Origin of the sequence: Hydrogenophaga palleronii, from assembly GCF_031457455.1 — a bacterium.
Classification (GTDB): domain Bacteria; phylum Pseudomonadota; class Gammaproteobacteria; order Burkholderiales; family Burkholderiaceae_C; genus Hydrogenophaga; species Hydrogenophaga palleronii_A.
In genome coordinates, this window is record NZ_JAVDWU010000016.1 from 1 (window position 1) to 19526 (window position 19526).

The 19526-nt window shown below is 65.9% G+C and carries 21 protein-coding genes and 1 riboswitch; of the genes, 13 read left to right on the forward strand and 8 right to left on the reverse strand.

Annotated features, from left to right (window positions below; all coding sequences use genetic code 11):
* Window positions 1-180 precede the first annotated feature (180 nt).
* The 8 genes from J2W49_RS24495 (at window position 181) to J2W49_RS24530 (ending at window position 7294) form a co-directional block, all read left to right on the forward strand.
* Window positions 181-1395, forward strand: a complete 1215-nt coding sequence (locus tag J2W49_RS24495; protein WP_405001083.1) for a lytic murein transglycosylase — start codon at window positions 181-183, stop codon at window positions 1393-1395.
* A gap of 102 nt (window positions 1396-1497) precedes the next feature.
* Window positions 1498-2085: a response regulator transcription factor gene (locus J2W49_RS24500; RefSeq protein WP_310322220.1), complete on the forward strand. Its 588-nt coding sequence runs from the start codon at window positions 1498-1500 to the stop codon at window positions 2083-2085.
* On the forward strand, window positions 2086-3825 hold the full coding sequence (locus J2W49_RS24505) for a hybrid sensor histidine kinase/response regulator (RefSeq protein ID WP_310322221.1): 1740 nt from the start codon (window positions 2086-2088) through the stop codon (window positions 3823-3825).
* Between the two features lie 100 nt (window positions 3826-3925).
* Entirely contained in the window at window positions 3926-4225 is a 300-nt protein-coding gene (locus J2W49_RS24510; protein ID WP_310322223.1) for a hypothetical protein, read from the forward strand.
* A gap of 37 nt (window positions 4226-4262) precedes the next feature.
* Entirely contained in the window at window positions 4263-5528 is a 1266-nt protein-coding gene (locus J2W49_RS24515) for a hypothetical protein (protein ID WP_310322225.1), read from the forward strand.
* Window positions 5529-5573: 45 nt separating this feature from the next.
* On the forward strand, window positions 5574-6668 hold the full coding sequence (locus tag J2W49_RS24520; RefSeq protein WP_310322227.1) for a hypothetical protein: 1095 nt from the start codon (window positions 5574-5576) through the stop codon (window positions 6666-6668).
* Between the two features lie 31 nt (window positions 6669-6699).
* The gene (locus tag J2W49_RS24525) at window positions 6700-7047 is read left to right on the forward strand and encodes a hypothetical protein (protein WP_310322229.1); all 348 of its coding nucleotides are present in this window, start codon (window positions 6700-6702) and stop codon (window positions 7045-7047) included.
* Window positions 7048-7054: 7 nt separating this feature from the next.
* Window positions 7055-7294 (forward strand): hypothetical protein, encoded by a 240-nt coding sequence (locus tag J2W49_RS24530; protein WP_310322231.1) that lies wholly within the window; start codon window positions 7055-7057, stop codon window positions 7292-7294.
* Here J2W49_RS24530 and J2W49_RS24535 read toward each other — a convergent pair.
* On the reverse strand, window positions 7273-8271 hold the full coding sequence (locus tag J2W49_RS24535; RefSeq protein ID WP_310322233.1) for a helix-turn-helix transcriptional regulator: 999 nt from the start codon (window positions 8269-8271) through the stop codon (window positions 7273-7275). The two genes, J2W49_RS24530 and J2W49_RS24535, sit on opposite strands and share 22 nt — an antisense overlap.
* Window positions 8272-8384: 113 nt before the next feature.
* Between J2W49_RS24535 and J2W49_RS24540 the strand changes: the two genes are divergently transcribed.
* A complete protein-coding gene (locus J2W49_RS24540; protein ID WP_310322235.1) occupies window positions 8385-8990 on the forward strand; it encodes a glutathione S-transferase family protein in 606 nt (201 codons plus the stop codon).
* Between the two features lie 91 nt (window positions 8991-9081).
* Complete coding sequence (locus J2W49_RS25790) at window positions 9082-9546, forward strand: DUF4124 domain-containing protein (protein ID WP_405001084.1); 465 nt, start codon at window positions 9082-9084, stop codon at window positions 9544-9546.
* 51 nt (window positions 9547-9597) lie between these two features.
* Here J2W49_RS25790 and J2W49_RS24545 read toward each other — a convergent pair whose 3' ends face one another.
* From J2W49_RS24545 to J2W49_RS24565, 5 genes are all read right to left on the reverse strand, one after another.
* Window positions 9598-10044 carry a hypothetical protein gene (locus J2W49_RS24545; RefSeq protein ID WP_310322238.1) on the reverse strand — a complete coding sequence of 149 codons (447 nt, stop codon included), beginning with the start codon at window positions 10042-10044 and terminating at the stop codon, window positions 9598-9600.
* 63 nt (window positions 10045-10107) lie between these two features.
* Window positions 10108-10455 (reverse strand): heavy metal-binding domain-containing protein, encoded by a 348-nt coding sequence (locus tag J2W49_RS24550; protein WP_310322241.1) that lies wholly within the window; start codon window positions 10453-10455, stop codon window positions 10108-10110.
* 56 nt (window positions 10456-10511) lie between these two features.
* The gene (locus tag J2W49_RS24555) at window positions 10512-11156 is read right to left on the reverse strand and encodes an ABC transporter ATP-binding protein (RefSeq protein WP_310322242.1); all 645 of its coding nucleotides are present in this window, start codon (window positions 11154-11156) and stop codon (window positions 10512-10514) included.
* Window positions 11149-12780: an ABC transporter permease gene (locus J2W49_RS24560; RefSeq protein ID WP_310322244.1), complete on the reverse strand. Its 1632-nt coding sequence runs from the start codon at window positions 12778-12780 to the stop codon at window positions 11149-11151. Before J2W49_RS24560 ends, J2W49_RS24555 begins: the two co-directional genes overlap by 8 nt.
* A 16-nt stretch (window positions 12781-12796) precedes the next feature.
* Window positions 12797-13873 (reverse strand): thiamine ABC transporter substrate-binding protein, encoded by a 1077-nt coding sequence (locus J2W49_RS24565; RefSeq protein ID WP_310322246.1) that lies wholly within the window; start codon window positions 13871-13873, stop codon window positions 12797-12799.
* A 60-nt stretch (window positions 13874-13933) separates the two neighbouring features.
* Window positions 13934-14048: riboswitch (TPP riboswitch) on the reverse strand.
* Between the two features lie 163 nt (window positions 14049-14211).
* On the opposite strand from J2W49_RS24565, the gene J2W49_RS24570 reads away from it, so the two are divergent.
* Complete coding sequence (locus J2W49_RS24570; protein WP_310322249.1) at window positions 14212-14862, forward strand: class I SAM-dependent methyltransferase; 651 nt, start codon at window positions 14212-14214, stop codon at window positions 14860-14862.
* Between the two features lie 218 nt (window positions 14863-15080).
* On the opposite strand, the gene J2W49_RS24575 is transcribed toward J2W49_RS24570, so the two are convergent.
* Both J2W49_RS24575 and J2W49_RS24580 read right to left on the reverse strand, forming a co-directional pair.
* Window positions 15081-15251 (reverse strand): hypothetical protein, encoded by a 171-nt coding sequence (locus J2W49_RS24575; protein WP_310322251.1) that lies wholly within the window; start codon window positions 15249-15251, stop codon window positions 15081-15083.
* Window positions 15252-15319: 68 nt separating this feature from the next.
* Complete coding sequence (locus J2W49_RS24580; protein ID WP_310322253.1) at window positions 15320-16213, reverse strand: transglutaminase-like domain-containing protein; 894 nt, start codon at window positions 16211-16213, stop codon at window positions 15320-15322.
* 223 nt (window positions 16214-16436) lie between these two features.
* Here J2W49_RS24580 and J2W49_RS24585 point away from each other — a divergent pair, with 223 nt between their 5' ends.
* Together J2W49_RS24585 and J2W49_RS24590 are read left to right on the forward strand one after the other, a co-directional pair.
* Window positions 16437-16802: an SPW repeat protein gene (locus J2W49_RS24585; protein WP_310322255.1), complete on the forward strand. Its 366-nt coding sequence runs from the start codon at window positions 16437-16439 to the stop codon at window positions 16800-16802.
* 124 nt (window positions 16803-16926) lie between these two features.
* Window positions 16927-19518, forward strand: a complete 2592-nt coding sequence (locus J2W49_RS24590) for an FtsX-like permease family protein (protein ID WP_310322259.1) — start codon at window positions 16927-16929, stop codon at window positions 19516-19518.
* Window positions 19519-19526 lie beyond the last annotated feature (8 nt).

Here is a 19526-nt window from a genome sequence, read left to right on the forward strand (position 1 = left end):
GGGCAATCTTTGCCAGTCGGTCTGAGCCAATAGCCGGAAGTTCCAGGCCCTCCACCCCAACCCCTCAACCATACAAGCCGGTTCCTCGGGTGCCCTTGTTTGAAGGCACTTCATGCCTGCCGAGCTTCATCGATCAGTAGTTCACTGAAACGACTGATTGCCTTTTCTGTCTGAACTTTGTTGACCTTCTCCACCCGAACCGCGATGACACTTTTTCGATCTTCTTCTTTGCTTTGTGCTGCCCTTCTTGCTGTGCCTGCCTGGGCGCAGAGCCCCGAGTTCGACAGTTGCCTGAACACCTTGCGCGCCCCAGCGCGTGCAGCGGGTGTGCAAGAAGACACATTCACCCGCCACACGCAGGGCCTGGCGCCTGACATGAGTGTTATCGACAAGCTGAACTTCCAGCCGGAGTTCCGCACCGCCATCTGGGACTACCTGGCTGGGCTGGTGGACGAGGAGCGCGTGGCCGAAGGGCGGGCCTTGTTGGCGCAGCATGCCGACACATTGACCCGGGTGGAAGAACGCTATGGCGTGGACCCGGCCACCGTGGTGGCGGTGTGGGGCGTGGAGAGCAACTTTGGCCAAACGTTTGGCAAATCGCCCCTGGTGCAGTCGCTGGGCACGCTGTCGTGCTTCGGGCGGCGTCAGACCTATTTCCGCACCGAGCTGTTTGCTGCGTTGCGCATCCTGCAGGCCGGGCACATCGCACCCGAACGCTTCGTGGGGTCGTGGGCCGGTGCGTTTGGCCACACGCAGTTCATGCCCAGCACGTTTGAGCGGCTGGCGGTGGACTTTGATGGCGACGGCAAGGCCGACCTGATGGACAGCACGGTGGACGCTTTGGCCTCCACCGCCAACTTCCTGCAGAAAGCCGGCTGGCAAACCGGACAACCTTGGGGCTTTGAGGTGCGCCTGCCACCCGGCAGCAATGTGAGCGGCGAAGGCCGCCGGACCAAGCGCCCCACGAGCGAATGGGCCTCACGCGGGCTGCGCCGCGTGGATGGGTCGCCCTTTCCCACCGGCCTGGGCAATGCGGGTCTCATGACGCCCGCCGGTGCGGAAGGTCCGGCCTTTCTGGTGCTGCGCAACTTCGATGCCATCTACAGCTACAACGCCGCCGAGAGCTACGGCCTGGCCATTGCCCACCTGGCCGACCGTCTGCGCGGCGGCGGCCCCTTCACCACGCCCTGGCCCACCGACGACCCCGGCCTCTCGCGCGCCGAGCGCCGCGAGGTGCAGACGCTGCTGATCGCGCGCGGCCACGACATTGGCGAAGTGGACGGCATGCTGGGCGAAAGGAGCCGCGTGGCGATCCGCGCCGAGCAGGAACGTCTGGGCCACGAGGCCAGCGGGCGCGCCGGGCAGAAGCTGCTGAAGGCGCTGCGCGGCGGCTGAGGCTCACGCGCCGACATGGCTTGAAGAAGCGGCACGCCACTCAAAACATCGAACGGATCGATCGGCCCCCTCACCCTTGCGCCATCGGCTAAAGTCTCGCCGATGAAGCTTCTGCTGATCGACGATCATCCCCTGTTCAGCGTGGGGTTTGCCCACGCCTTGAGCCAGGCATCGAGCGTCGAGGTTCTCACCGCGCCGACCATCAAGGACGGGCTGGACCAGGCGGCGGCCTGGCCGGACCTCGATATCGTGCTGATCGACTACCGTCTGGGCGACACCGACGGCCTGGCCGGGCTGCGGTGTTTCGGCGAGCGTTTCCCCATGGTCGCCCGCGTGCTGATCTCCGGCGATGAAGACCCGGCGCTGGCGTTGCGGGCGCGCGCGGCCGGAGCCAGCGGCTTCCTGGGCAAGTCGGCATCCATTGCGGCGCTGCTGGCGGCGCTGCAGCGCGTGGCCAACGGCGACGTGGTGTTCGACGATGCGGCCCTGCGCATCAGGGCGGGGGCCACCGCGCGCCAGATGGAGGTGCTGACCCTGGTGGCCCAAGGCCAGCCCAACAAACGCATCGCGCTCGAGCTGGGCATTGCCGAGCGCACGGTGAAGCTGCACGTCACCGCGTTGCTCGAAACGCTGGGTGCACGCAACCGCACCCATTTGCTGGTGCGGGCACGCGAGCAGGGGCTGTTGTAGATGCTATGGCCGCGTCTGCGCGCCTGGCTCGAGGGGTTCGAAGGCGAGCAGCTTGACCACCTGTTTCGGTTCACGTCGTTGACGTCGCTGATGACCACGGTGGCGGCCCTGATCCTGTATTGGGCATTCCGCAGCGGTGAAGGATTCGACGCGGCCGACGCCTGGATGCTCGCTTTTGTTCTCGTCAGCGTGGCGCGCATGGCAGGCGCGCGCCGCTACCACCGCCTGCGCCCGGCACGCGATCGCCTGCACCGCTGGGCCGCCTGGGCGTTCGGCACCATCTTGCTGCAAGGGCTGCTGCTCGGCTCCCTGAGCCTGATCTGGCTGCGGCCGGCGGCACCGGAGGTCGAGTCGCTGCTGCATATCGTCATGGCGTCGATCGCCATCGGCGCCACGGTGCCCCTTCCACCCTTCTATCCCGTGTTCGTCGCCTTCGTCGTCTGCGTGATGGGGCCGTTGGCATTGCGCGACTTGTGGATTGGCGACGCCTACCACCTGACGCTTGCGGCGCTGGTGGTGGCCACCGGCCTGTACACCTTGCAAGGGGGGCGCCGTCAGGCGCAGGCCCTGGCGCAGACGCAGGCCGAGCGGCGCAAGAACGCCGCGCTGATCGAGGCCCTGCGGCTGGAGAACCAGCGCGCCGAACGGGCCCACGACGCAAAGGCACGCTTCTTTGCCGCCGCCAACCACGACTTGCGCCAGCCCTTGCACGCCATGGGTCTGCTCGCACACACGCTGAACGAGGGCGGTGCTGCGGCGCGCGCCGACGAGGTGCCGACGCGCCTGGTTGAATGCGTCGACAGCATGACGCAGATCGTTGACGAACTGCTCGAACTGGCTCAGGTGGATGCCGCGGGCGTTGTGCCACGGCCGGAAGCATTCGCACTCGACCCACTGCTGCGCGAGGTGGTGCGAACCTACGACCTGCAGGCCAGGCACAAAGGCCTGAAGCTGGACATCGACAGCAGCGCCTTGGCGGTGCGCAGTGACCGCCGTCTCGTCGCCCGTGTGCTGGCCAACTTGTTGTCCAACGCACTGCGCTACACGGAGCATGGTGTTGTACGCCTGGCCTCCCGGGTGCGGGGCGATCGCGTCGAGGTCAGCGTGGAGGACAGCGGCATCGGTATCGCCGCGCACGAGCTGCCGCGCATCTTCGAGGAGTTCTATCAGGTGGGCAACCCGGCGCGAGACAGGCGCTTGGGCGTCGGGCTGGGCCTGGCGACCGTCAAGCGCCTGGGCGAGCTGCTGGACTTGCGCGTCCAGGTGCAGTCCACGCTCGGGCAAGGCAGCGTGTTCTGCATCACGCTGCCGCTGCACGATGCCGCCCCAGCCGCCACCGCAGCACCAGCCCCACCGCACGACGCGCTGCTGGCACAGCGCCGTGTGCTGGTGGTCGAGGACGACGCCGACTCACGTGCGGCGCTGATCGGTTTGCTGTGCGCCTGGGGGTGTGAAGTACGGTCGGCAGAGGACGTGGTCAGTGCGCGCCAGCGACTGACCGAGGGATTCGAGCCTGAGGCGGTGCTTGCCGACCTGCGGCTCGCCGGCGGCGCCAGTGGCATCGACGCCGTGCTCGCGGTACGGAGCTCGCTCGGCAAGGAACTGCCGGCGCTGCTGGTCACGGGCGACGTGGGTGATGCACAGGCGCAACGCGCCGCGGACGCAGGCCTGCCCCTTCTGGCCAAGCCCGTCAAGCCCATGCAACTGCGTGCCTTCCTGGGCCAGGTCTTCGGAACATGACGTCGCGCGCCAACAACCTACCCTTTGGTGCTATTCAAACCGGGACACCCGCTGCATACCATCGAGGCCATTCCAGCAACGACAACAAGGAACGCCTCGAATGGTTCACATCAAATCCCTCGCCCTGGCCCTGGCCGCGCTCGTTTCCCTGGGCGGCTGCGGCAGCATTGCCAGCTCCACCAACAGCCTCTCCGACGACCGACTGAAATCTGAAGCGGCAGGCTCGCTTGGCCTGTCGCCGGGCGAGCTGTCGCTGCTTAACCGGCGCACCGAAGGCACCAACACCTTTTACGCCGTCAAGGGGCGCGATGGCAAGGAATACAACTGCGTCCTCAATGGCGGCAACCTGCTGAGCTTCGGCATGACCAACCCGCCCAGTTGCAAACGAAAAGGCAGTTGACGCCCCAATGCTGTTCACGCGTGAATGGAGCTTCGTGATGCGTCAGACGTACAGACTGGCAGGCCTGTGCCTGCTGGCCACCTTGAGCAACACCGCCCTTGCAGGGTGGGTTCTCTTCCACCAACAGGGCCAACCCGGCCATCGGGAAGCCTATTTTGCCGAGATCACCCACACCACCGAACGATCCGAGGTGGACAGCACCCTCGGCACAGGCAACGACATCATGGCCAGGACCAGTGTCTGGGAAATGCCCGTCCTGGTGGTTCACGAGTCTGCCACCGCGCCGGAGTGGACCGAACTGAAGCTGCAGTTTGAGTGCATGAACAAGTACCGGGCCTCGTCTTACAGCGAGGCGCAAAAGGCGGCCACCGCCAGACAGGAGGGCAAGCCATACAACCCGTCTGTCATCGCAGATGGCTGGAACGACCCGGCCAGGTGGAACGACCCGGTGAACATGCGCATTGCCGCACGCAGCTACACCGTGCCCAGGGTCGATTTGTCGAACCGGCCGCTGGCGGAAACGCGGTGGGCCAAGGATGCCCGCCCGCTGATGATCAAGGCACAGAAGTTCGCCTGCCAGGGCGAGGATGTGCGCAATGCCTTGCAGGCGGCCATGTCCCAGGGTCCGTTCGACGTGGGCCGCTTCAACACCGAGCTGCAGAAGATCGGCCTGGTGGAGCCGGTGCATCCACTCGAAGCCAGAACCGCTATCGCGCTGCTGGACCTGAGCTGGAACGTGCTCTGGAAAGACAGCAAACGGCCGGACCCTTCCGGGCTTTGGGTGAAAAAGCTCAGCCCGCAGGACAAGGCCCGCAACGAGGCCCAGTACGCCGCCATCCAGAAGCAGATGGACGACGCCGTGCAGATAACGAACAAGAAGTACCTGCCCAAGCTCAAGAAGATGCAGGCCGAGCACGGGTTCGTGGAAGCGGCGGCCAAGGTGCGCGGCAAGCGTTCACTCAGCAACATGGAAGCTTCGGCATTGATGGTGTGGCTGGCCCAAGAGGAAAGCGAAGTCGCCGCCAGAATCGGTGCCCCGGCCGTCGCGCAGTCCGGCAACCTGAAGTTTCTGGGCTACGACCAGTCTTTTGACAACACCTCGGCGATGGTGCACGCCCCCAGCGGTCGCGTTCTGGAGCAAGGCGTGCGCACCCACTGCGAGGCGCAGTTCGTGATGCTGCAGGACAAAGCGAATATCTGGCGCGTCGCTGACGTGCGCATCTCCGGTTCGTCCAGTCAACTGGGTATCAATCCATGCCATGGCCTGTTGAATGTGCCGGATGTTCCCGCAGCCCGGAAATGAAAAATGCCCACGCCTGAACGGCCCATCGCGCAGAGGGTCCGGCACATGCTCTGGCCGCTCCTGTTGGCCGGCATGGTGGCCACTGCAAGTGCTGCCCAACCGGGCGGCCCCGCATCGCCCGGCCCTGGGTTGCCATTCCATGCGGACGGAAAAACCATGCTGGTGACCAAGTCCGGGTTGGGCGCCTGGATGCTGTATGAGGACCCGGCAAACCCGCGCATGAACTGCTCGGTGAAGTTCGAGTCGGCAAGAAAGAAGCGATCCGGCTTCACCCTGCTGGGGCCCACCAGAAAAACGCCCGGCGCCGTGATCCTGTTCAACGGGGAAGACATCCCATCGTCCCCATCCGCCCAGGACATTCAGGTGGAACTGGTGCAGCACAGGCTGGCGTCCACGCAACTGCGTGCCACGCAGCTTCCGCGCCAGCAGGGTTCGCAGGAGGGCCTTCTTGCCGTTGCGGCTGGCGACATCCGGCAGACCATGAAGTCCATGCGTGACAGCGAACACAACATGCAGATCCGGCTGGAAGGCACCACGGTTTTCTCGCTGGACTACGACGGCCTGGCACTGGCACGCAACGCCATGCTCGACTGCCTGGAGGGCCGGCAGTTCGCGGGCCAGACCCTGAAAGAGGCCACGGCGGAAATCCGGCCGCTGGGCACGTCCGTCATCATGGGACAGGCGTACTTCAAGGGTGCTTTTCTGGCGCCCAGGAAGTATCCGCCCAAGGGCAGCGAGGCGGTCGGGCTGATCTGGATGACCGACGAATTCAAGGTCTGGTACGAGCAGGTGAAGCGCGACCAGAAAATGCCGAAGCACATTCCCCAGGCCATCCTGAAGCACTTCATGCGCACCCAGATTCTGGACGACAAGGGCAGCTTCATGTTCACCAACATGCCCGCAGGCGAATACCTGTTGATCACCGACTTCTCCTACGAACGAACCCGCAACCAGGTAGAGGTGATCGGGCGAACGGACGTGTACACGGCTGGGGGAAATTACGTTGGATCGAACGACCAGATCACCGTCAACACCTACGCATTTCAAGAAGGGGTGACCTTCGAGAAACGCGTCGTCGTGCCCGCTGACGGCCAGACGATCGAAGTGACTCTGGACAAGTCTTGTCTCTTCGGCTGTTAAGCATCATGGAACGGGCATTCAAGGAGTGCCGTTGAAACGGCCTGCAGCTGTTCGGAATTGCGCCATCTCCATGGTCTTGGCGCTGGGTGCGGTTGGTGGCACCCAGGCACAGACGGCGCAGATGGACCAGTTCATCGAGGACATGGTGCACATGCACCAGGATTCCACGCTGTGCATCGAGAAGTCCGCTTCCACCGCCGCCATCCGCCAGCAACTCGTGACGTTCTTGCAGGCAACCGGAGCACAGAGCACCGTGACGCCCCGGGCCCTTGCCATGGCCATGTGGGCCAACTTTCCGTGCCCCTTCTCTCCCCTGCGGCAAGAGGCATGCTGTCATTGCTGGCCTGGCGGCCACATGCCCGTTCGCCAAGGCCGATGACCTGGAAGTGGCTAGACGCCACCCGGGCGTCTCGACATGGACGATGCATGGCGCCGGACGCGTGGGTGTTGCGCGAACCGACGTGGCGGACCACGTCGAGGAATGGGACGTCTTCCTCGTGATGGCGCCGTTCGTGTTTGACGAGGTGGCATTTTCAGCCGGTGACCTGGTGGCCTACGTTCGCAAAGAAAATGGAAACGACATGGGCATCGCCACCCAGTTCCGTCATTTGCGGCGGTTGCCGTAGATCGGCCTGGTTCCGGCCATCCCGCCCAGCGCCCGCGCCACCCGCTCCCCCGCCGCGCGCAACCGGTCGATGAGCGCCGGCGGTGCCTGCGCTTCGAACTCCACGTTCAGCGACATCAGCCAGTACACCAGCCAGTCGAGCTGGTGCGCGGGGCAGCGCATCAGGCAGCGCGTGTCATCGATGGCTTCCAGCAACGCCGCCGCGGGCGGGATGCGCGGCGCCATCACTTCCATGGGCTGGTGCAGCACCACCCTCGCCTCTTCGCCCTGAATGTCTACAGCGATCCCACCCGCCACGTAGGCGCGCAGGTCGCCACCGCCGGGTCCAGGGCGCGGCGCGAAGTGCACGCCGTTGACGGGCTCGCTCTCCACGCGATCGATGCGAAAGGTGCGCCAGTCGTCGCGCGCCGGGTCCCAGGCCACCAGGTACCAGTGATTCCCGGTGTGCACCAGGCCCTGTGGCTCCACCATGCGCGCGGTGCTGCGGCCCTTGACGTCGCGGTAGGCAAAGCCCACCTGCAGCTGGTCGCGGCAGGCGGTGGCCAGTGTGGCCAGCACGCCGGCGTCGATGGTCGGCCCGATGCGCTGCATTGGCAGGATGGCCGAGCGCAATGCATCGGTGCGGCGACGCAGGCGCGCGGGCATCACCTGCTCAAGCTTCACCAGCGCGCGCAGCGAGCTCTCTTCGACGCCGCTCACGGTACCGGCCGCGGCGATCTGCAGCGCGATGGCCACGGCCAGCGCCTCTTCGTCGTCCAGCAGCAGCGGCGGCAGGGACCGGCCAGCGCGAAACGCATAGCCGCCCGCCACACCGCTGCTGGCGTGGATCGGGTAGCCGAGCTGGCGCAGCCGGTCGATGTCGCGGCGCAGCGTACGCGGGTGCACGGCCAGGCGCTCGGCCAGTTCGGGACCTGCCCAATGGCTGCGGGTCTGCAACAACGACAGCACCCGAAGCAAGCGCGAAGAGGATGACAACATGGCCACATGCTAACTTCTATTGAGGGCTAAAACTGTCCGCAATTTGGGCGACATTGCAGTCACGGGTTCGGCACGGTGTTGAACCCGCCATCCACACTTCAAAGGAGCCCCTCATGTCCCAGATCGTTCTCTACTGGCACCCCATGTCCAGCGCCTCCCCTGTCGCCTGCGCCCTCGCCGAACTGGACGTGCCGCACAAGCGCATCAAGGTCGACATCACCAAAGGTGAACAGCGTCGGCCCGACTACCTGGCCCTGAACCCCAACGGAAAGGTGCCCACGTTGACGGTCGACGGCGCGCCGATGTTCGAGGCGCTGGCGATCGAGATGTGGCTGGGCCAGACCTACGGCGTCAAGAGCGGCCTGTGGCCCGCCGAAGGCACACCTGAACGGCTGCAGGCCATGGCATGGAGCACCTGGTCGTACGTGACTTATGGCGCGCAACTGGTGCGCCTGCAGGCCGCCAACGACCTGGGCACACCCGATGATGCGCACGGCACCGCCGCGCGCAAAGGCCTGGACGAACTGCTGACCGTGCTCGATGGCCGCCTGAACCAGCAGGCCTGGATGCTCGGCGACAAATACACACTGGTGGACCTGATCGTGGCCTCGGTGATCGGCTACAGCGCCCACATTGGAGCGCCTGTGGCCGCGCACCCGACCACGCTGGCCTGGCTGCAGAAGGTGCAGGCGCGGCCGTCGATGCAGATTGACGCCTGAGGCCAATTGCAGAGATCCCATTGTGCGGTGGTGCCTCTGCTTAAGCCACATGGACTATCCTTGCCGTAGATCAACGAAGCAGGGGCTGAACATGAGCGCATGGCATAAGGCGGGGATAGGCTGGCTATGGGCATGCCTTTTTGCGATCAGCGGCGCGAGTCTGGCACAGGTCTATACATGGACTGACGCCGATGGGAAGAAGCACTTTGGCGATGCGGCCGTGCGGCCCAAGAACAACGCCAGCCCGGAGGTCAAGGTGCCGCCTCCCAACGTGGCGGACCGCTTTGAAGTCCGAAAGGCGCCCGAGGGGCAAAGCGAGTCGACAACCTCTTCGGAGGCGCTCCCCCTGACACCTCCTGCAGCACCCCACCCGACAGAGCAGGCCCGCCGACCTTCGGGCGCCCAACGCAGCCAGGATTCATGCAAGGCAAAGTGGGAGGCCTTCGACTCGGCCTCTGCCTGCTATGCCGAATGTGGGAAAAGTCTGGCCCCGGACGGAGGGCGAAACAACGCTGCGTGTGGCCATTGCACGGACGTGCCCATGCCTAGATGTTGAGGTGCCAGGCGCCCGGACCGGGCAGGCCTGCATGCAGGCCATGAGATCCAGTCACACCCATCCGAACTGCGCCCTCACATCCCGCGCCGTCACATTGACAGGTGCCGCCGGTGCATGGGGGTATTGGCGCAGGTTGGGGGCGCGCACACCGCCGTCGTTCTGTCCGAGCACGGCCACACCCTTGATGCGCCAGCCCATCTGCCGAAAGGCGGCCACGTAAGCTGCGGCATCGGGCAGTTCGACGGACTCATTCCTGTTGGCCGTGGGTGACAGGCAGAACACCGTGGCGTCGCAACGCGAGCGGTTGGCTTCGGCCGCGAACTGCTCGATGGTGGTGTGGGTGTCCTGCAGCGTGCCCACGCGGGCGTAGAAGCGTTGGGGTCGCTTTGAGCCTTGCAGAAGGATGTCGCGCACGCTGCGGTTGAAGCAGCCCGTGAGGCTGCGCACCAGCGACGCCTTGCGGGTGCGGGTGTTGCCGATGATGATGTAGGCGTCCATGTCGGAAGGGAAAGCGGCGGGCAACAGTTGAGAGACGGCGTTTGAAGTCGCAAGGAAGCGGTGTCAGGTCAGCTTCACCGCCGTGCCGCTCACGGCCACCATCATCATGCCGTTTGTCTCCCCCAGCACCTCGTAGTCGAAATCGATGCCGATCACACCGGTGGCCCCCAACTCTTTGGCGGCTTCAATGAGCTCGGCCATGGCCGCATCGCGCGCGCCGGCCAGGGCGCGCTCGTAGCCACCGGCCCGGCCACCCACTACATCGCGCACCGAAGAAAACATGTCGCGAAAGATGTTGGCGCCAATGATGGCTTCACCATTGACCACGCCCAGGTACTGGTTGAGCGCGATGCCTTCGGGCAAGGTGGTGCTGAGGAAAAACTGATCGGTGCTCTTGGAAAACCAGCCCATGTGCAACTCCCGTCAAACACACCTCAACGCGGGTGCCCGGCCATTGTGCCGCACGCTCACCACAGCGCCACCAGTTGCCCACCCTGCAGGCCCCAGGCACGCTGCGCCATGGCGCGGGCCTCCTGCTCGTCGTGGGTGACCAGAATGGCCGTCATGCCGGCCTCGGTGATGCGTTCGCGGAATTCGCTGCGCAGCTGTTCGCGCAACGTGGCGTCGAGCGCACTGAAGGGTTCGTCCAGCAGAAGCGCGCGGGGCTGTGTGATCAGGGCGCGCGCCAAAGCCACACGTTGTTGTTCGCCGCCAGAGAGCGTCCACACCCGTGCGGTCCCGCGATCGCCCAGACCAAAGCGCTGCAGCATGGCGCGCGCCTGCTCGCGAGCGGCAGCTTTTCGCACGCCTTGCTCCACCAGGCCAAAGGCCACATTGTCGACCACGTTCAGGTGCGGAAAGAGCGCGAAATCCTGGAACATGAGTGCGAAGCCGCGTCGCTCAGGGGGCAGGCGGGTGATGTCCACACCGTCAAACCACACGCTGCCGGACTCGGGCTGATCCAGACCGGCGACGATCTTGAGCAGCGTGCTCTTGCCGCTGCCGGAAGAGCCAAGCAGGGCCACGGTTTCGCCGGCCACCACACTCAGGCTCACGCCGTCCAGCAGCTGGCGGTGGTCCCATTGTTTTCTGATGTCGCGCAGTTCAAGCATGGCGCGCATTGTCCGGGTTGGGGCGCTGCGCCCGGCCTTCGATGCCGGCGAAGGCCAGCAGCGCCAGCAGCATGAGCACACAGGCCAGCACCAAGGCGGCGTCCAGGTTGGCGGCACCCGGGCGGCTCAGGCGCTGGTAGATGAGCGTGGTGAGCGTGGTCCATTCAGGGCGTGAAAGGAACAGCGACACCGCGAATTCGCCCAATGCAGTCGCTGCCGCAAACGCCATGCCCCGGCGCAAGGCAGTGGCCACCAGCGGCAGCGTGATCCGCCAAAAAATGCGCCAGGGACGGGCGCCCAATGTGGCCGCAGCCTGCGCGTAGCTGGCCGGCAGCGCATCGAGCGCGGCAGTCAGCGACTTGGCCACGAAAGGGTAAGCCAGCAGCGCGTAAGCGGCCACCAGCAATCCCAGGCTGGCTGTCCATTGCGGGTACAAGAGCAGCAGGCCAAATGCCACCGTCACTGGCGACACCACGAACGGCAAAAACGCCGCCGCGCGCCAGCCCAGCGCAGCTGTGGATTGCACGCCGCCGGCACCGCGCAGGGCACTCACCCGATCCAGCACCTGCACCGCCAGCGCGTGGGTGAGGCCCAGTGCCGTGGCCAGCGCCAATGCCATCCCGGAAAAACGCATGGTGTTGCCCAACGCGGCAAGGGTTTCAGGCTCCCTCAGCACGGCCGCACCCTGCCCCCACACCACTGCATGCAGCGCGCGCATCACGATCGCCAGCAAGGGCGCCGCACACACCACCACCAGCACCACCAACGCACCCGCCAACGCCAACCAATGGCCTGCACCCTGCGGGCGCTGGCGCATCACGGGCACCGTTCGGCCGGGTGCCGCCAGGCGCTTTTCGATGGCGGCGTAGGCCAGTGCCACGGCACCGGTGAGCAGCAGCATCCACACTGCCAACACGCCCGCCTGGCCCAGCTCAAGGTCATGGGCCACCAGCGTGTAGATCTCCACCTCCACCGTGGCGTAGCGCTGCCCGCCGAGGATCAGCGCCAAACCAAAACCGGCGAAGCAGTAGAGGAACACCAGACACAAAGCCGACGCCAGCCAGGGCGCCACCGCAGGCCATTCCACGCGCCAGAAGGCACGCCAAGGCGTGGCACCTAACGTGCGCGCAGCAGCCACGCGTTGCGCGCTCACCTGCTCCAGCGCGTCCACCCCGGCACGCGCCACCACACACAGGTTGAAGAACAGGTTGCCGTACAACAGCAGCCAGGGCGTGTCTTCCAGGCTCCAGCCCGCCGCCGCCATCGGTTCACCCAGCCAGCCCCGCGGCCCCCACAGCGCCAGCACCCCCATCGCCGCCACCAGCGTGGGCACCACAAACGGCAGCATCAGCAATCGCAGCACCGAGGCGCGACCAGGAAACTCCAGCCGCGCCAGCACCCAGGCCACCGGCAGCCCCAGCAAGAGCGTCAACACGCAGGTGATGCCCGCCTGCGCCACCGACCACCCCACCCGCCACCGCAAATGATCGTCCTGCCAGACCGCCCACCAAGACACCTCGGCAGCCCCCAGCCCCTCCACCAGCAACCGCACCACCGGTGCCACCAGCAACACCCCCAGGAACAGCAGCGGCCCCACGAGAAGCCAACGCCCACGCGCGTTCATGCGAGGCCAGACACTGCTATTTCAACACCACCTTTGTCCACCGCTGCACCCACGCCCGCCCCTTTTCCTCCATCTGCGCAGCAGGCGGATTGTCAAACGCGGTGGGCTCCACCGCGTGCTGCTCCATCACTTCCACACGGGGTGCACCAGCCTCGGCCGGATACATCCACATGGTGGTCTGAAGGGCCTGCTGGGCCGGAGCAGAGCGAAGAAATTCGATGAACCGCCCGGCCCCTTCACGTGCGGCCGGGTTGCCGCCCCTCACCAGCGCCACGCCTTCCACCTGCCGGAACACACCGCCTTTGAGGAACAGGTTGGCAGTGGGTGATTCGCTGAGCTTGTCCTTGCTGAAAAACACCTCGGCGGCCGGGCTGCTGGCGTAGCTCACCACGATGGGCCGTGTGCCGCCGTTGCGGGTGAATTCGGTGTAGTAAGCCTCGGTCCAGCCTTTGGCCACCTTCACACCGTTGGTTCGCAACTTCGCCCACCAGTCGAACGCGGCTTCTTCGCCCAGGGCGGCAATGTTGGCAAACAGAAAAGCCAGGCCAGGGCTCGATGTGGCGGGGTTCTGTACCACCAGCAGTTTGGCGTAGGCAGGTTCGGCCAGTTGCTCCAGGCGGGTGGGCAAGGCCAGCCCCGCTTTGGCGAACCAGGCCTTGTCGATGTTGAGGGTAACGTAGCCATGGTCCACCGGCACCACGCCGGCCACCACGCCGGTCGCATCTGCGGTTTCGCCCATGCCGGCAGCGGCCTTGCGCTGTGCGGCCGGTCCCACATACGGTTCGATCACATTGGCGGCCACCGCACGCTGCAGCAAGGTGTTGTCGATGCCGAAGACCACATCGGCAACCGGTTTGGCGCGGGTGAGGATGAGCTTGTTGAGCATCTCGCCGGCGTCGCCGCCCCTGACGATCTGCAGCTTCACGCCGGCTTGCTGCTCGAACCCGGCCAGCAGTTCGGCCGGCAGCTCGAAGGAGCTGTGGGTGAGCACGCGCAGGGTTGCCGGCTTGGGAGTTTGGGCCAGTGCGGTACCGCCCAACAGTGCCAAGGAAAGAAAGCCGCCTGTCGCCAGGGAAAACACTCGTCGCTGCATGCCAACCGCCAATTCATGAACGCCGCGAAGGGCGGTGGCAGAGGCGGTTTCCGGCAAGGCGGATAGGGTCTGTCACGCTCCCTACGCTGGCACAACCCAGATCAGGTGAGAGGGGTATTTCTCAGCCCTTGACCAGCGCAGAAACAGCAGTGGTCCGGCACCCCCGGTGAAGGCCTGCATTGTAGACCTGGGAGCGTGTTAATGTGGCCGAGCGCCAATCCCTTGGCGCACGCCAGTGCCTCTTCGGCCTGCATGGCTTTCCCCTGGAATGAGTCCTTGTGAAGCGTTGTGCCCGTTCGATCTGAACACCCGACGCGCCCACTTCAAGGAAAACAGCCATGCCCGGCTATCAGGTCAAAACCGAAACCCTTCTGCTGGGCAATACTCCCTGGCAGATCCGCAGCCTGGTGGACAACCAGCAGTACGCCGATCCGCTGAACACCTCGGGTGAGATTGGCATTCCGCCGGCCGGCTGGTCGCTGTTCGGCCAGGTGTGGCCATCGGCGCGCGTGCTGGCGCTGGCCATGCTGACCCATCCGCTGCGCGGCCAGCGCATTCTGGAGATTGGTGCCGGCCTGGCGCTCACCAGCCTGGTGCTGCACAGCCGGGGGGCCAACGTGACGGTCAGCGACTGGCATCCGCTGGCCGAGTCCTTTCTGCTGGAGAACCTGCGGTTGAATGGTCTCGGCCCGATGCGCTACGCGGCTGGCAACTGGGCAACGGCCAACCCCTGGCTGGGCAGGTTTGACCTGATCGTGGGCAGCGACCTGCTCTACGAGCGCCAGCAGCCGGCCCAACTGGCCAGCTTCATCGACCGGCATGCGGCCGCAGGCTGTGAGGTGATCGTGGTGGACCCGGACCGGAGCAACCGGGCCGCGTTCGGGCAGGAAATGGCGGCGCTGGGCTATGGCCTCATCATGCGCACGGCCGACCGCGAGCTGGAAGACGGCGTGGCCTACAAGGGCCGGTTTCTGACGTTTTCCAGGTGAGATGAAACACCCCCCGTGCCGCTTCGCGTCACCCCCCTCAAGGGGGGCGGCACTGGCCGTCCGGCAAAGCCGGCCCGGCGGTGCCCCTGGATGGGACCACTTCGTACGTCGTGGGTCGCGCGCTGCGCGGCGGAGCAACTGAAGTGCTGAATCGCCCATGCAAAAGGCCCGCTTAAGCGGGCCTTTTGCATGGGCGATGCCTGAAACGCGAAGGCGGATCAGCCGCCCTTTTTCGAGCGCTTGCCGGGGTTCTTCTTGCTGCGCGTGGCTACGCCGCGCTCCAGGCTCACGCGTTGACCGCGGCCGGGGGTGGTCAGCGAAACGCCAGGCACGGGCGTGGGACGGGGGGTGGCTCTGCGGTCGGCTTCGGTGACGATTTTGTTGCCCATGGCTGCATCCTGAGAAAGTTGGAGGAAAAACCGCTATTGGACCACAAGCGCCGTGGCGGGCGCCAGGGTCAGGCCGCGTCCACCATGTTCCAGGTGAATGCCGAGTCGGTGGAGAGCGCTTCTTCACGGTGCACCGGCATCTGCCAGCCGTTCTGCGCGTTCACCTGGGCAGAGATGTCGATGCGTGGCGCCTGGGCGTTCACGCCGCCAAAGATGGTGGCAAACGAGGCATCGGCCGCGTCGCGTCCGGTACCGATGCGGATGAAGCCCATGGGAATGGCGGTGCCCGATGGGTCAAACATGTACCAGCGGTGCCCCAGGTACACCTCCACATAGGCATGGAAGTCGGTGGGGCCGAGCGCCGGGTCGGCACCGTAGTCGATGGCTGTGGTGAAGCGGGCCGGGATGTTCAACGCGCGGCACATGGTGATCATGAGATGGGCGAAATCGCGACACACGCCTTTGTGGTCGTTCAGCGTGTCCAGCGCCGATGTCATGGAGTTGCTGGTGTTGGACTCGAACGTGACCTGACTCTGCACCCAGTCCTTGATGGCCTGTACACGGCGGTAGCCCTGCGGCATCTGACCAAACAGCTCCATGGCCATGGCGGTCACACAGTCGGACTGGCAGTAGCGGCTGGGATAGATGTAGCTCAACACGTCGGTGGGCAACTGGGCCACCGGGGTTTCAAACACGCTGTCGGGCTGGGCCACGTGGTGGGTGATGTCCAGCGTGGCGCGGTAGCGCAGTGTGAGTGGACCGGGGCCAGCGGTGAGGCGTAGGGTGCGGTTGCGGGTGGCGGCATCGGTGTGCATGACCATGGGCACCGGCTGGCTCACCTGCAGCTCTTCCCACACCACTTTCTGCTGTGGCGCGTGAGCGGCCTGCACGTTGAAGATGAAATCGGCGCTGGGGGGCGCCACGTCGTACTGCAGATCGATAGCGAGATGAATGCGAACCATGGAGATCACCGTGAAAAAAGAGCCGTGGGCCGGGGAACAGGTCGCTGGCGCGCAAGCGCCGCGAAACGGTGAACAGCGTCGGGAAAACCGGAAAGACCATCTTACGCGCACGCAAGCCTTGGGCCATGTGCGCTAGCGCACACCGGTCATGGAACAAACCGCCCCTGCGCATCCTCAAAAGCCTTGCAGCGGGGTTGTTTTCCTGCTGCAGGAGGTACTTGCCATGAAACCCCTGAAACATTGGGCCGACGCGGTCAACGCCATCCTCGGCGTCTGGTTGGTGGTATCGCCCTGGCTGTTGGGCTACCAGGACGTCTCCGCAGCCATGTGGAACGCGAGCATCGTGGGTGTCGCGCTCATTGCCGTTGCAATGGGTGCCATCTTCGTGCCCCGGGCCTGGGAAGAATGGACCGAGTGCGGTCTGGCGGTGTGGCTGCTCGCATCGCCCTGGCTGCTCGGGTTCGCCGCCATGCAAACCGCCATGCTCACTGCGGTGGCCACGGGTGTGGTGATCTTCGCGCTGGCGCTCTGGACTCTGATGACCGACAGCGAATACAACGGCTGGTGGCACAAGGCCACCGGGCACTGAGCGCCTGAACGGAGCGACCGGCCCGCCCGCTGGCCGCTCCCCAGGGCACGACGCAGTGACCCGCCCCCGGGCGGGTGGGAGTGCGCGCTCGCGCCCGCGCCTCTTGCCGTAAGCTCTGAGCCAGATGCACACGCTGCTCACCACCTACTCCTGGCAGGAACTGCGCCACCACCCATGGCGCAACGCGTCTGCGGTGGCGGCGGTGATGCTGGGCGTGGCATTGGCGTTTGCGGTGCACCTCATCAACGCTTCGGCCCTGGCCGAATTCTCCAGCGCGGTCAGTTCCGTCAACGGTCAGCCCGATCTGGAACTGCGGTCGCGACAAGGCCTGCTCGACGATGCGCTGGTGGAACGTGTGAGTGCGCACCCCGGCGTGGCCCTGGCCAGCCCGGTGCTGGCACTGTCCACCGCCGTGCTCGATGCGCGCGGCGAAAAGCTGAGTGTGCAACTGGTGGGGGTGGACGCGCTCACGGTGGCCGGTGTGTCGCCTGCGCTCATGCCACGCACGGAACAAGCTGACGATGCTACCGGTAGCCGACGTCTGGACCTGTTTGCATCAGACGCCGTGTTTCTGAACCCGGCGGCCCGCCTGGCGCTCAGCACGGAAAGTGAACCACCCGCCACGCTGCAAGTGCAAAGCGGTCTGAGCCTGCGCACCGTGCGCGTGGCCGGCACCGTGAATGCACCGGGTGCGCCCATGCTGGTCATGGACGTGGCCGCCGCGCAGGCCCTGATGGACCGCGTGGGCGCGATCAGCCGCATCGACATGCGTCTGACACCCGGCACGCAGGCAGACGCCTGGCTGGCATCGATGGCGCTGCCGCCGCAGGTGGTGGCGCAGCGCCCGGAACAGGCCACCGAGCGGGTCAGCAACCTCTCAAGAGCCTACCGGGTGAACCTCACCGTGCTGGCACTGGTGGCGCTGTTCACGGGTGCGTTCCTGGTGTTCAGCGTCTTGTCGCTCTCGGTGGCACGGCGCCAGCAGCAGTTCGCCTTGCTGGGCGTTCTGGGCCTGTCCGCACTCGAGAGGCTGCAACTGGTGCTGGCCGAATCGGCCTTGCTGGGTCTGCTGGGCAGTGTGCTGGGCGTGGCACTGGGCTCCGCGCTCGCGGCACTGTCGCTGCGTCTGTTGGGTGGTGACCTGGGCGGCGGCTATTTCTCTGGCGCCACGCCACCCTTGCAGTGGCAATGGTGGGCCGCCCTGCTCTATGGCGGGCTGGGTGTGGCCGCTGCGGTGGCGGGGGGGTGGTGGCCCGCCCGCGCCACCGCACAAATGGCGCCGGCCCTGGCGCTCAAGGGACTGGGTGGCGCAAGCGTCGGCACCACACGCCGGGGCCATTCCGTGGCGCTCGGCATGGTGCTGCTGGCCGGCGCACTGGCCTGGGCACCGCCGGTAGCGGGCATTCCCCTGTTCGCATATTTTTCTGTGGGCCTGCTGCTGGTGGGTGGCATTGCCGCGTTACCGCTGGGCGTGAGTGCCCTGCTCGACCGGCTGGCGCCCTGGGTGGCCCGCCACGCCTTGCCCCTGCTGGCGGTGGAGCGCTCGCGCCGCATGCGCGAAACGGCTGCCGTGGCCACCAGTGGGGTGGTGGCCAGCCTGGCCCTGTCGGTGGCGCTCACCGTGATGGTGGCGAGCTTTCGCGATTCGGTGACGCAGTGGCTCGACGGCGTGCTGCCAGCGCCGCTGTATGTTCGCGCAGCCGCCAGCACGCTGAGTGAGAGCAACACCCTGCCAACCGACTTTGTGCAGGCGATGGGCCAGGTGCCCGGTGTGGCTCGGGTGGACCCGCTGCGCGCCACCTCACTGCAGTTCAGCCCCACGCTGCCCGCCGTGGCCCTGCTGGCCAGGCCGCTGGACGGCGCAGGCACCACCGGCCAGCGTCTGCCGCTGGTGGGCAACCCATTGCCTATGCCCGCAGCGGCTGTGGGCGAAGACGTGGTGCCGGTGTACGTGAGCGAGGCCATGCTGGACCTGTACGACGCGCAACCCGGTGGCTGGCTGCCGGCGCTGGGCCTGGCCTTTCCGCCAGCGAGTGCAGGCACACCTGAGCCCCGCTTCTTTGTGGCCGGCGTCTGGCGCGACTACGCGCGCCAGCACGGCAGCGTGGTGATGGACCGGACCGACTTCGTGCGCCTCTCCGGCGACGAACGGGTGAACGATCTGGCGCTGCATCTGGACGAAGACGCTGAAGAAACTTCGGTTCAAGAGGCCATTCGCGCATTGGCCCGTGAGAAGGGAGCAGAAGACCTGATCGAGTTCGCTTCGGCCGGGCAGATCCGCGCCGTGTCGCTGCGCATTTTTGACCGCAGCTTCGCCGTCACTTACTGGTTGCAGGCGGTGGCCATTGCGATCGGCCTGTTTGGAGTGGCCGCCAGCTTCAGCGCGCAGGTGCTGGCTCGCCGGCGCGAATTTGGCCTGCTCGCTCACCTGGGGCTCACGCGCCGGCAGATCCTGGGTCTGGTGGCGCTCGAAGGCCTGGCGTGGACGGTGCTGGGCGCCATCGCCGGCCTGCTGCTGGGGCTGGCGGTGAGCCTGGTGCTGGTGCACGTGGTGAACCCGCAAAGCTTCCACTGGACCATGGACCTCGCCCTGCCCTGGGCGCGGCTGCTGGCGCTGTGCTTCGCCGTGGTACTGGCGGGTACGGCCACCGCCTGGCTGGCCGGGCGCGCCGCCGCCAGCCGCGACGCGGTGCAGGCGGTCAAGGAAGACTGGTAAAAAGCTCG

Excerpts from the sequence above, each read along its gene's own strand:
- J2W49_RS24500 (WP_310322220.1), top strand. The coding sequence starts at position 1,498 with ATGAAGCTTCTGCTGATCGACGATCATCCCCTGTTCAGCGTGGGGTTT.
- J2W49_RS24505 (WP_310322221.1), top strand. The coding sequence starts at position 2,086 with ATGCTATGGCCGCGTCTGCGCGCCTGGCTCGAGGGGTTCGAAGGCGAG.
- J2W49_RS24510 (WP_310322223.1), top strand. The coding sequence starts at position 3,926 with ATGGTTCACATCAAATCCCTCGCCCTGGCCCTGGCCGCGCTCGTTTCC.
- J2W49_RS24515 (WP_310322225.1), top strand. The coding sequence starts at position 4,263 with ATGCGTCAGACGTACAGACTGGCAGGCCTGTGCCTGCTGGCCACCTTG.
- J2W49_RS24520 (WP_310322227.1), top strand. The coding sequence starts at position 5,574 with ATGCTCTGGCCGCTCCTGTTGGCCGGCATGGTGGCCACTGCAAGTGCT.
- J2W49_RS24535 (WP_310322233.1), bottom strand. The coding sequence starts at position 8,271 with ATGTTGTCATCCTCTTCGCGCTTGCTTCGGGTGCTGTCGTTGTTGCAG.
- J2W49_RS24540 (WP_310322235.1), top strand. The coding sequence starts at position 8,385 with ATGTCCCAGATCGTTCTCTACTGGCACCCCATGTCCAGCGCCTCCCCT.
- J2W49_RS25790 (WP_405001084.1), top strand. The coding sequence starts at position 9,082 with ATGAGCGCATGGCATAAGGCGGGGATAGGCTGGCTATGGGCATGCCTT.
- J2W49_RS24545 (WP_310322238.1), bottom strand. The coding sequence starts at position 10,044 with ATGGACGCCTACATCATCATCGGCAACACCCGCACCCGCAAGGCGTCG.
- J2W49_RS24550 (WP_310322241.1), bottom strand. The coding sequence starts at position 10,455 with ATGGGCTGGTTTTCCAAGAGCACCGATCAGTTTTTCCTCAGCACCACC.
- J2W49_RS24555 (WP_310322242.1), bottom strand. The coding sequence starts at position 11,156 with ATGCTTGAACTGCGCGACATCAGAAAACAATGGGACCACCGCCAGCTG.
- J2W49_RS24560 (WP_310322244.1), bottom strand. The coding sequence starts at position 12,780 with ATGAACGCGCGTGGGCGTTGGCTTCTCGTGGGGCCGCTGCTGTTCCTG.
- J2W49_RS24565 (WP_310322246.1), bottom strand. The coding sequence starts at position 13,873 with ATGCAGCGACGAGTGTTTTCCCTGGCGACAGGCGGCTTTCTTTCCTTG.
- J2W49_RS24570 (WP_310322249.1), top strand. The coding sequence starts at position 14,212 with ATGCCCGGCTATCAGGTCAAAACCGAAACCCTTCTGCTGGGCAATACT.
- J2W49_RS24575 (WP_310322251.1), bottom strand. The coding sequence starts at position 15,251 with ATGGGCAACAAAATCGTCACCGAAGCCGACCGCAGAGCCACCCCCCGT.
- J2W49_RS24580 (WP_310322253.1), bottom strand. The coding sequence starts at position 16,213 with ATGGTTCGCATTCATCTCGCTATCGATCTGCAGTACGACGTGGCGCCC.
- J2W49_RS24585 (WP_310322255.1), top strand. The coding sequence starts at position 16,437 with ATGAAACCCCTGAAACATTGGGCCGACGCGGTCAACGCCATCCTCGGC.
- J2W49_RS24590 (WP_310322259.1), top strand. The coding sequence starts at position 16,927 with ATGCACACGCTGCTCACCACCTACTCCTGGCAGGAACTGCGCCACCAC.